This window comes from Streptomyces sp. NPDC001315 (assembly GCF_042896175.1).
Lineage (GTDB): Bacteria > Actinomycetota > Actinomycetes > Streptomycetales > Streptomycetaceae > Streptomyces.
In genome coordinates, this window is sequence record NZ_JBIAWZ010000023.1 from 98,078 (window position 1) to 107,953 (window position 9,876).

A 9,876-nucleotide genomic window follows, 5' to 3' on the forward strand; every position below is an offset into this window, starting at 1 on the left:
ATGAGCAACTCGGGCGGCAGTGTCGTGAACGGCGGCATCTCCTTCTGGTACGCGGACGACGGTCTTCCGGCGCGACGGGAGCCGCTGGCCGGTGACGCGTCCGCGGACGTGGTGATCGTCGGGGGTGGGTATACGGGGTTGTGGACCGCGTATTACCTGAAGAAGGCGGCTCCTTTCCTCCGTATCACGGTGCTTGAGCAGAAGTTCTGTGGTTACGGCGCCTCGGGTCGTAACGGGGGCTGGCTGTACAACGGCATCGCGGGGCGGGACCGGTACGCGAAGCTGCACGGTCGTGAGGCGGCGGTGCGGTTGCAGCGGGCCATGAACGACACCGTGGACGAGGTCGTCCGGATCGTCGGGGACGAGGGCATCGAGGCGGACGTCCACAAGGGCGGGGTGCTGGAAGTCGCGCGTACGCCGGCGCAGTTGGCGCGGCTGAAGTCGTTCCACGAGGGGGAACTGGCGTTCGGGGAGAAGGATCGGGAGCTGTACGACGCCCGGGAGACGGCCGAGCGGATCCGGGTGGCGGACGCGGTCGGTTCGACGTGGACGCCGCACGGGGCGCGGGTGCACCCGGTGAAGCTGGTGAAGGGGCTGGCGGCGGCGGTGGAGGCGCTGGGGGTGGTCGTTCACGAGTCGACGCCGGTGACGGAGATCCGGCCGAAGCACGCGGTGACGCCGTACGGGACCGTCCGCGCGCCCTACATCCTGCGCTGCACGGAGGGGTTCACGGCTTCGCTCAAGGGGCAGCGGCGGACGTGGCTGCCCATGAACTCGTCGATGATCGCGACCGAGCCGTTGACGGCGGAGCAGTGGGAGTCGGTCGGCTGGGACGGGCGGCAGACGCTGGGCGACATGGCGCACGCGTACATGTACGCGCAGCGCACGGCCGACGGCCGGATCGCGCTGGGTGGGCGGGGTGTCCCGTACCGCTTCGGGTCGAGGACCGACAACGACGGGCGGACGCAGGAGGCGACCGTCGAGGCGCTGCGGGAGATCCTGGTGGACTTCTTCCCGGCGCTGGCCGGGGTGCGGGTCGAGCATGCCTGGTCGGGGGTGCTGGGTGTGCCGCGGGACTGGTGTGCGACGGTCACTCTGGACCGGTCGTCGGGGCTCGGCTGGGCGGGCGGTTACGTCGGTTCGGGCGTCGCCACCGCCAACCTCGCCGCCCGTACGCTGCGGGACCTCGTGCAGTTGGACTCCGGACAGGGCGGGCGGACGGAGCTGACGGATCTGCCGTGGGTGGGGCACAAGGTCCGCAGGTGGGAGCCGGAGCCGTTGCGGTGGCTGGGCGTGCAGGGGATGTACGCCACCTACCGGGCGGCGGACCGGCGGGAGCGGGTGACGCACGGTGCGCGGTCGTCGCGGCTGGCGCGGGTGGCGGACTGGGTGGCGGGGCGGCACTGAGGTCCTTGACGCCGGGTGCCGGCAGCCGGTGCCGGTCCTGTACGGCGCTGGGGTGTCGGTCGGTCCTGGTCATGGCTCCAGGACCACCTTTCCGCTCGTCGCGCGGGTTTCCAGGGCGTGGTGGGCGGCGGCTGCGTCGGCGAGCGGGAAGCGCTGGACGGCGGGGGCGAGGCGGCCTGCGGCGGCCTCGGTGAGGGCGCGCAGTTCCAGGGTGCGCATGGGGTCGGGGCCGCCGGTCCGCCGCATCATGGCGGGGCCGAGGACCTGTTCGGAGACGCCGTCGACGAGGTACGCGCTGCCGTCGCGTATGCCTTCCGCCGACCAGCCGAAGACGAGGTGCCGGCCGCCGGGGCCGAGGAGGGCGACGGCCTCGCGGGCGACGTCGCCGCCGACGCCGTCGAAGACGACGGTGGCGGGTCGTCCGCCGAGGTATGCGCGGACCTTGTCGGGCCACGCGGGGTCGGTGTAGTCGACGGCGAGGTCGGCGCCGTTGGCACGGACCTGTGCGGTCTTGTGCGGGCCGCCGGCGAGGCCGATGACGGTGGCGCCGGCGTTCCTGGCGTACTGCACGAGGAGGGTGCCGATACCGCCCGCGGCCGCCGGGATCACGGCGACCGAGTCGGGGCCGAGTTCGGTGAACTGCAGGATCCCCAGCGCCGTACGGCCCGTGCCGATCATGGCGACGGCCTGCGCGAAGTCGAGGTTCTCGGGGATCTCGTGGACGCGGTCGACGTCGGTGACGGCCAGTTCGGCGTAACCTCCCCCGGAGCTTGAAGAGCCTCGGGGGACCCCCAGGGCGAAGCCGAGGTGCGCGACCACGCGTTTGCCGAGCCAGAGTCCGGCGACGCCCTCGCCGAGGGACTCGACCGTGCCGGCGACCTCGCGGCCCGGGATGGTGGGCAGGGAGGGTGGCTCGGGCAGCGGGCCCTGGATGCCTTCGCGCAGGGCGGTGTCGAGAAGGTGGACTCCGGCCGCGGCGACGGCGATGCGGAGTTGGCCGGGGCCGGGAAGGGGATCCTCGACCTGTTCGTGGGTGAGGTTTTCCGCCGGGCCGAAGGTGTGGAGGCGGATGGCGTGCATGGGGTCCCCCTGATGTGCGTCGTCCGGTGTCGTGGACCCACTCTTCGACCTCAAGCGTGCTTGAGGTCAAGGGGGTGGCGGCCCAGCGCGAGCGACACGGCGGTGACGGCGCTGTTGAAGGAGACCTCGGACAGGACGCCGGGTGCCGCGACCTGGTCGCCGGCCAGGTAGACGCCGTCGCCGCGGTCCACGGCCGGGCGGTCGCGCCAGCTGGTGCCCGGCAGGTCCACGGCGCCGGTACGGCCGCCTGCGACGGCCTCGCGCCGCCAGATGACGCGCTCGCGCCAGCCGGTGAAGGCGAGGTCGAGGAGTTGTTCGGCGCGTGTGATGCCGTCGGCCCTGGACTCGCGCGGGGCGAGGGGGATCTGCCCCTGGAGGAGCTGCTCGCCGGCGGGGGCGAGGCTGCGGTCCTGGGCCGTGAACCGTTCGATCCAGCCGGGCGCGTCCAGGTCGGAGACGGCGAAGGCGTCGCCGCGGCGGGTGCGCAGGGCCAGGTCGATCAGGGCGGTACGGCCGCTCGGCCAGGTCAGCGAGTCGTCCTTGAGGAGGCGGCGGGCGGCGTCGAGGGACGTGGCGACGATCACCGGGGTGTCGGTGGGGAGCGTGTCGACGCGGGAGAGGGTCTCCACGTGGACGCCCAGGTTCCAGGCGTACCCGGCCATGCGGTCGATGACATTGCCCCAGCCGCCGCGCGGGTAGTGGGCCTCCGGCGGGAGCTTGGTGGCACGGCGCAGGCGTTCCTGCACGAAGGCGGCGGACAGGGCGCCGGGGTCGTGGTGGAAGAGGGCGACGGCGGAGTAGTTGGCGGCGGCGCGGGCGCCTTCCTCGCCGGCCCGTTCCGTGGCCCAGGTGAGGAAGTCGACGTCGACGGGGGCTTGTTGTGCGGTACGGCGCAGCAGCTTGAGCATCGGGAAGGGCGGGGTGCGGCGCAGGGCGCCGTGGTGGCGGAGCCTGAGCCGGGCCGCCTCCAGGGGCGGGAGCGGGGCGAGCGGGCCGATGAGGTCGCGTTGCTTGAGCCAGGTCCAGTGCGGGCCGCCGTTGTAGAGGGCGTGCGGGCCCTCGTTGGTCCGGTACGGGCCGTCGGCGGTGCGGGCCCGGCCGCCGAGGGTGTGGTGGGCCTCGTGCACGGTGACCTCGAGGCCCGCTTCGGCGGCGGTGATGGCGGCGGTGAGGCCGGCGAAGCCGCCGCCGATGACGGTGATGCGCTGCATGGCTGGGGGTCTCCTCTGCTGGGCTTGCTGGGCTCTGCTGGGCCCGGTTGGCGGGCGTCTGAAGTAGGACCGATTTAGGGGGCAGGAATGTGACAGCGGCTGTGTTCGCGCAGGTCAGGGCGATTGTCAGTGGGCGGGTGCAGGATGGGGGCATGGTGAGGACAGGTGCTGGGGGGACCGGTAGGGCCGGCAGTGCCGCTGGGCCCGGTCGCAAGGGTGCGCGGCGGCCGGAGTTGCGGCTGCCGCCACTGGAGCTGTACGGCGGGGGCGGGCTGGAGCCGGACGGCGACTACGACGGGCTGGAGTTCCGCGAGGAGGACTTCGTCGGGCAGGACGGCGGAGGCGCACGCTTCATGGACTGTGCGCTGAGGGGCTGCGCGTTGGACGAGACGCGACTGCACCACGCCCGGATCCTGGACTCGGTCCTCACGGGCATACGGGGTGTCGGTACCGACCTCGCCGAGTCGACCTTGCGTGATGTGGAACTGGTCGACGCGCGGCTGGGCGGGGTGCAGTTGCACGGTGCCGTGCTGGAGCGGGTGGTGATCCGCGGCGGGAAGATCGACTATCTCAACCTGCGCAAGGCCCGCCTGAAGGACGTCGTCTTCGAGGGGTGCGTCCTCGTCGAGCCGGACTTCGGGGGCGCCCGTCTGGAGCGGGTGGAGTTCGTGGACTGCGCTTTGAAGGGCGTGGACTTCGGCGCGGCGACGCTGACGGATGTGGACCTGCGCGGGGCCGCGTCGCTGGAGATCGCGCGGGGGGTGGACCGGCTGAGGGGTGCGGTGATCAGTACGGGCCAACTGCTGGATCTGGCACCGGTGCTGGCGGTGGAGATGGGGATCCGCGTGGAGGGGTGAGGCCGAGCTGAGGCTTGGGCGAGGCCGGGGCGGTGGTGCTCGGGGCCTCAGAGGTCTCAGCCGAGGTGCCGCTGGAACGTCTCGATCGTGTGGCGCCGCAACGGGCGTTCCCGGTGCCGGAGTCAGGTCATTCGCGGAAAGCGGGCCTGGAGTGTCCAGATCGCCGGGTTCTCGCCCAGGTCGTCGTGCAGGTCGACGAGGTCGGCGATCAGGTCGTGCAGGAAGTCCCGTGCCTCGCGGCGCAGCTCGGTGTGGGGGAAGGTGAGCGGGGGTTCCTCGGCCGGCATCCAGTCGGACTCGATGTCCACCCAGCCGAAGCGGCGCTCGAAGAGCATGCGGTCGGTGGACTCGGTGAAGTCCAGTTCCGCGCGCTGCGGACGTGCGGCGCGGGAGCCGGCCGGGTCCCGGTCGATCCGCTCGACGATGTCGCACAGTGCCCACGCGAAGTCGAGCACCGGCACCCATCCCCAGGCTGTGGACAACTCCCGGTCCTTCTCGGTGTCGGCCAGATAGACATCGCCGCAGAACAGGTCGTGGCGCAGCGCGTGGACGTCCGCGCGGCGGTAGTCCGTCTGGGGCGGGTCCGGGAAACGGTTGGAGAGGGCGTAGCCGATGTCGAGCACGTAGGTGATGGTGTCACGCCCCTCATAGGATCCCTGACATGTCCCGATCCGCGCCCGTTGTCCCCGCGCTCGTGCTCGCCCTCGCCCTCACCGCGTGCAGCGGCGGCGTCCAGGGCACCCCGGGCGGCGCCGGCGTGCGCGACCCGTACTTCCCGAAGACGGGCAACGGCGGCTACGACGTCACCCACTACGACCTGAGACTCGCCTACGACCCCGGCACCCGCCGTCTCACCGGCACCGCCGACATCACGGCCCGGGCCACCACGGACCTCTCCGCCTTCGACCTCGACCTCAGGGGCCTGGACGTCCAAGCGGTCACCGTCGAGGGCAGGGACGTCCGCTGGAGCCGCGCGGGCCAGGAGCTGACCGTCCGCCCGCAGGACGACCTCGACGACGGCGAGACCTTCCACGTCACGGTCCTCTACGCGGGCATCCCGGTCACCATCACCGACCCGGACCGCTCCAAGGAGGGCTGGCTGCCCACCACCGACGGGGCACTCGCGCTCGGCGAGCCGACGGGTTCGATGGCCTGGTTCCCCGGCAACAACCACCCCTCCGACAAGGCGACGTACGACATCGCCGTCACCGTGCCGAAGGGCCTGAAGGCGATCTCCAACGGCGAGCTCACCGCGGAGACGACCAAGAACAGCCGGACCACCTTCACCTGGCACACCACCGAACCCATGGCCACCTACGTGGCCACGGTCGCGATCGGCCGCTACGACGTCACCCGCTCCACCACCGACGGCGGCCTGCCGGTGTACGTCGCCGTCGACCCGGATCGCGCGGCGGCGAGCCGCGCCGTGCTGGCGAAGATCCCCGAGGTCATGGAGTGGGCGCAGTACAACTTCGGCCCATACCCCTTCTCCTCCGTCGGCGCGGTCGTCGACCGCGCCGACGACGTCGGCTACGCCCTGGAGACGCAGAGCCGCCCGGTCTTCCCCGGCGCCCTCGACACCCCCACCCTCGTCCACGAGCTCGCCCACCAGTGGTACGGCGACTCCGTCACACCGAAGACGTGGCGGGACATGTGGCTCAACGAGGGCTTCGCGACGTACGCGGAATGGCTGTGGGAGGAGGACCACGGCGGCGACAGCGCCCAGGACACCTTCGACGCGCTCTACGACGGCGACTACTTCGACACCAAGGAGGCGAACGAGGCGATCTGGGCGTTCCCGCCCGCGAAGCAGTCCAGCGCCGCGCACGTCTCCGACGCGCCCGTGTACTGGCGGGGCGCCATGGTCCTGCACAAGATCCGGCAGACCGTCGGCGACGACACGTTCTACGACATCGTCCAGGGCTGGGCGGCCGCCCACCGTCACGGCAACGCGGACACGGACGAGTTCACGGCGTACGTGGAGGAGAAGGCGCCGGGCAAGGACTTCAGCGGCATCTGGAAGGACTGGCTGTACGGGGACGGGAAGCCGGACCGTCCGTGAGGAGCGGTCCGGCCACCGTGCCGAGGCGGCCGGCTGGTCGACGTCGACCGCCTTCCACGCCGTCGCCGCGGCCGGTACTCCGCGCTGCCCGCGCCGTAGAGCTCCTCGCCGCCTGGAGGGTCCGGGCGCGGCCTGCCGGTCCCGGAGTCAGACCTGGCCGAACTCGTCCAGCAGCCGCGCCAGTTCCGGCGGCCAGACCGGCTCCGGCTCCTCGGCGAGTTTCTCCCGCGTCCACCAACGCCAGGTCAGGATCCCGTCCTGCGCGTGCGCGGCGGCGAGATGGGGTCCGGTCGGTTCGCGGTGCGGGCCGTGGGCGACGTAGATGTGCTCGTGCTGGCGGACAGGGATGCCGATGGGGGTCCCCCCGCTCGAGCGGAGCCGAGAGTGGGCAAGGGTGAAGTCGTGTTCCCATGTGCACAGCAGTGGGCCCGGCTCCAGGTCCGTCCAGCCGGTCTCCTCGCGCAGCTCGCGCAACGCGCCCTCGCGCGTCGACTCGCCGGGCTCGAGGCCGCCGCCGGGCAGTGCCCAGTGGACGCCGACCTCGACGTTGTCGTACCGGAAGAGGAAGACGGAGCCGTCCGGGTCGAGCACGGCGACGCGGGCCGCCCGGCGCGGGGTGCGGAGTTGTTTGCGCAGTACGGCGCAGGGGCGGTCGAGTTGGCGGTCGCGGCGGTGGTCGACGACCTCGTACCCGAGGGCGGTCCAGAAGGCGAGGCCGCCGGGGTTGTTGTCGAGGACCGCGAGGCGCACGGCGCTCCGTCCGGCGGCGCGGAATCGTTCCTCGACGGCCGCCGCCAGCTCCCGCCCGTACCCCTGCCGCTGCGCCCCCGCGTCCACCATCAGCAGCCCGATCCATGGATCCGGGTCGGCCGGATCCGGATGCCGCGCGAGGGTCACGGCGACCCCGACCAGCCGCCCCTCGGTGCGGGCCAGCAGCACCTCCACGTCCGGATTCGCCAATTCGTCCGCCAGCGCCGCCGCCACCTGTTCCGGACGGATGTCGTCCGGGTCGGGAAAGTCGCCGCTGAGCGCGTGGAAGGCGCGGTTGGAGGCGTAGAGCGCGGTGAGTTCGGTGAGAAGGGGAGCCGGGATGTCGTGGTCGGGGGTGAGGGGGAGCGGGTCGAGGCGCATGGGCGCAGGTTAGTTGCGGGTGGGGTGTTCGTGGAGCTCGAACCGGACATGTCTGCCCGGAACTGGCCCGACCCTGCCCCGAAGCCCAGAAGCCCAGAAGCCCCGAAGCCCCGAAGCCCCGAAGCCCCGAAGCCCCGAAGCTCAGGCAGCGTCGTGTAGATCCGTGGCCGTCAGTAGTGAGATGAGGCCGATGCCCTCGGCGTCGAGGGCCTCGCTGCCGCCCTGCTCGCGGTCGATGACGCACAGGGCCTTGTCGATGTCCGCTCCGATGGCTCGCAGGTCGGCTGTGGAGAGCACGATCTGGCCGCCGCTGGTGACGACGTCCTCGATCACCAGCACCCGGCGACCGGCCACGTCCGCGCCCTCGGCGAGGCGGCAGGTGCCGTACGGCTTGGCCTGCTTGCGTACGAACGCGCAGGGCAGGCCCGTGTGGCGGCCGAGTGCGGTGACGACGGGGATGCCTCCCATCTCCAGGCCGGCGAGTACCTCGGTGTCGGACGGCACCAGCGGGGCCATCGCGCGGGCTATCTCGTCCAGGAGAACGGGGTCGCCCTCGAAGCGGTACTTGTCGAAGTACTCGGACGCGGTGAGTCCCGAGCGAAGCGTGAACTGCCCGGTCAGGTGGGAGACGGCAAAGATGCGGCGAGCAAGATCAGGAAGGGTCACGGGGTGGGAGTCTCCCAGACGCGACCTCGTCGAAAGCCGGAGCCCCCGGCCAGGTGACCGGGGGCTCCGTGCGGTCGGGCGTATCTCAGACGTTCACGCCGAAGTCCTGGGCGATGCCCACCAGGCCGGACGCGTAGCCCTGGCCGACCGCGCGGAACTTCCACTCGGCGCCGTTGCGGTACAGCTCGCCGAAGACCATGGCGGTCTCGGTCGCCGCGTCCTCGGAGAGGTCGTAGCGGGCGATCTCGGAGCCGCCGGCCTGGTTCACGATGCGGATGTACGCGTTGCGGACCTGGCCGAAGTTCTGCGAGCGGTTCTCCGCGTCGTAGATCGAGACCGGGAAGACGATCTTGTCGATGTCGGCGGGGAGGCCCGCGAGGTTGACGTTGATCGCCTCGTCGTCGCCGGCGCCCTCGCCCGTGCGGTTGTCGCCGGTGTGGACGATGGTGCTGTCCGGGGTCTGCTTGTTGTTGAAGAAGACGAAGTGGGCGTCCGAGTAGACCTTGCCCTGGGTGTTGACCGCGATCGCCGAGGCGTCGAGGTCGAAGTCGGTACCGGTGGTGGTGCGGACGTCCCAGCCGAGGCCCACGGTGACGGCGGTCAGGCCCGGAGCCTCCTTGGTGAGCGAGACGTTGCCACCCTTGGACAGGCTTACAGCCATTGTTGGGAGTCCCTTCCGTCGTTGCGTACGCGGCTTCGTACGGCACGAAGCTACAGCTACCCCTATGAACGCCGAGAGACCTGCCGAAGGTTCCGGCTCTCTTTACTTTCTTTACCCGATTGCCCGGAGCGGGCGGTGGAGTCCTGGATATTCGCGTGACGTGGACCGGACACAACCGGGAACATGGACGGCATGTCTGGTCCTTATGTCGTCCGCGGCTCCGTCTCGCTCCCCGAGGCCGAGCTCATGTGGCGTTTCTCGCGGTCGTCGGGGCCCGGTGGGCAGCATGTCAACACCAGCGACTCGCAGGTGGAGCTGCGTTTCGACCTGGCCGGGACGCAGGCGTTGCCCGAGGTGTGGAAGCAGCGGGCGCTGGAGCGGCTGGCCGGGCGGCTCGTCGACGGCGTCGTGGTCGTCCGTGCCTCCGAGCACCGTTCCCAGTGGCGCAACCGCGAGGCCGCCGCCGTACGCCTGGCCGCCCTCCTCGCCGAGGCCACCGCGCCGCCGCCCAGGCCGCGCCGGCCGACCCGGATCCCGCGCGGGATCAACGAGCGGCGGCTGCGGCAGAAGAAGCAGCGCTCGGACACCAAGCGGGGGCGGTCCGGGCGGGACTGGACGTAGCCGAACAAGACCCCGGACGCGCTCGACACCGAGTCCGTCCGGGACAGGCCTGAGCGCTGCCTCAGGGCAGCTCCAGAACGCCTACCCTGGGCGTTTCGCTTGCGGCGGTGTCCGAGTCCTGACCGGAAAAGCGAAAGTGCCTTCTGAGCTGGGAAGATGAGGCTTGTCGAAGGTCTCTGT

At 71.4% G+C, this 9,876-nt stretch carries 10 protein-coding genes; 4 read left to right on the forward strand and 6 right to left on the reverse strand.

The window, feature by feature from the left end; all coding sequences use genetic code 11:
• Positions 1-1,407 carry an NAD(P)/FAD-dependent oxidoreductase gene (locus ACFY16_RS36795; protein WP_390651561.1) on the forward strand — a complete coding sequence of 469 codons (1,407 nt, stop codon included), beginning with the start codon at positions 1-3 and terminating at the stop codon, positions 1,405-1,407.
• Between the two features lie 69 nt (positions 1,408-1,476).
• Here the strand turns inward: ACFY16_RS36795 and ACFY16_RS36800 are convergent, their stop codons facing one another.
• Together ACFY16_RS36800 and ACFY16_RS36805 are read right to left on the reverse strand one after the other, a co-directional pair.
• Positions 1,477-2,487 (reverse strand): zinc-binding dehydrogenase, encoded by a 1,011-nt coding sequence (locus tag ACFY16_RS36800; protein WP_390651562.1) that lies wholly within the window; start codon positions 2,485-2,487, stop codon positions 1,477-1,479.
• Positions 2,488-2,537: 50 nt separating this feature from the next.
• Positions 2,538-3,698 (reverse strand): FAD-dependent oxidoreductase, encoded by a 1,161-nt coding sequence (locus tag ACFY16_RS36805; RefSeq protein WP_390651563.1) that lies wholly within the window; start codon positions 3,696-3,698, stop codon positions 2,538-2,540.
• Positions 3,699-3,850: 152 nt separating this feature from the next.
• Here ACFY16_RS36805 and ACFY16_RS36810 point away from each other — a divergent pair, with 152 nt between their 5' ends.
• Entirely contained in the window at positions 3,851-4,555 is a 705-nt protein-coding gene (locus tag ACFY16_RS36810; protein ID WP_390651564.1) for a pentapeptide repeat-containing protein, read from the forward strand.
• A gap of 122 nt (positions 4,556-4,677) precedes the next feature.
• Here the strand turns inward: ACFY16_RS36810 and ACFY16_RS36815 are convergent, their stop codons facing one another.
• A complete protein-coding gene (locus ACFY16_RS36815) occupies positions 4,678-5,178 on the reverse strand; it encodes a hypothetical protein (RefSeq protein ID WP_390651565.1) in 501 nt (166 codons plus the stop codon).
• Positions 5,179-5,216: 38 nt separating this feature from the next.
• On the opposite strand from ACFY16_RS36815, the gene ACFY16_RS36820 reads away from it, so the two are divergent.
• Positions 5,217-6,617, forward strand: a complete 1,401-nt coding sequence (locus ACFY16_RS36820) for a M1 family metallopeptidase (RefSeq protein WP_390651566.1) — start codon at positions 5,217-5,219, stop codon at positions 6,615-6,617.
• A gap of 147 nt (positions 6,618-6,764) precedes the next feature.
• Here the strand turns inward: ACFY16_RS36820 and ACFY16_RS36825 are convergent, their stop codons facing one another.
• From ACFY16_RS36825 to ACFY16_RS36835, 3 genes are all read right to left on the reverse strand, one after another.
• Positions 6,765-7,748 carry a GNAT family N-acetyltransferase gene (locus ACFY16_RS36825; RefSeq protein ID WP_390651567.1) on the reverse strand — a complete coding sequence of 328 codons (984 nt, stop codon included), beginning with the start codon at positions 7,746-7,748 and terminating at the stop codon, positions 6,765-6,767.
• A 141-nt stretch (positions 7,749-7,889) separates the two neighbouring features.
• Positions 7,890-8,414: an orotate phosphoribosyltransferase gene (pyrE, locus tag ACFY16_RS36830; RefSeq protein WP_390651568.1), complete on the reverse strand. Its 525-nt coding sequence runs from the start codon at positions 8,412-8,414 to the stop codon at positions 7,890-7,892.
• Positions 8,415-8,499: 85 nt separating this feature from the next.
• Complete coding sequence (locus ACFY16_RS36835; RefSeq protein WP_384731816.1) at positions 8,500-9,075, reverse strand: TerD family protein; 576 nt, start codon at positions 9,073-9,075, stop codon at positions 8,500-8,502.
• Between the two features lie 183 nt (positions 9,076-9,258).
• Between ACFY16_RS36835 and arfB the strand changes: the two genes are divergently transcribed.
• Positions 9,259-9,696, forward strand: coding sequence for an alternative ribosome rescue aminoacyl-tRNA hydrolase ArfB (gene arfB / locus ACFY16_RS36840; protein ID WP_390651569.1), 438 nt, complete (start codon positions 9,259-9,261; stop codon positions 9,694-9,696).
• Positions 9,697-9,876: the final 180 nt, after the last annotated feature.

Bases quoted from the DNA above. Each gene is read 5' to 3' on its own strand.
- ACFY16_RS36795 (WP_390651561.1), top strand. From the start codon at position 1: ATGAGCAACTCGGGCGGCAGTGTCGTGAACGGCGGCATCTCCTTCTGG.
- ACFY16_RS36800 (WP_390651562.1), bottom strand. From the start codon at position 2,487: ATGCACGCCATCCGCCTCCACACCTTCGGCCCGGCGGAAAACCTCACC.
- ACFY16_RS36805 (WP_390651563.1), bottom strand. From the start codon at position 3,698: ATGCAGCGCATCACCGTCATCGGCGGCGGCTTCGCCGGCCTCACCGCC.
- ACFY16_RS36810 (WP_390651564.1), top strand. From the start codon at position 3,851: ATGGTGAGGACAGGTGCTGGGGGGACCGGTAGGGCCGGCAGTGCCGCT.
- ACFY16_RS36820 (WP_390651566.1), top strand. From the start codon at position 5,217: ATGTCCCGATCCGCGCCCGTTGTCCCCGCGCTCGTGCTCGCCCTCGCC.
- ACFY16_RS36825 (WP_390651567.1), bottom strand. From the start codon at position 7,748: ATGCGCCTCGACCCGCTCCCCCTCACCCCCGACCACGACATCCCGGCT.
- ACFY16_RS36835 (WP_384731816.1), bottom strand. From the start codon at position 9,075: ATGGCTGTAAGCCTGTCCAAGGGTGGCAACGTCTCGCTCACCAAGGAG.
- arfB (WP_390651569.1), top strand. From the start codon at position 9,259: ATGGACGGCATGTCTGGTCCTTATGTCGTCCGCGGCTCCGTCTCGCTC.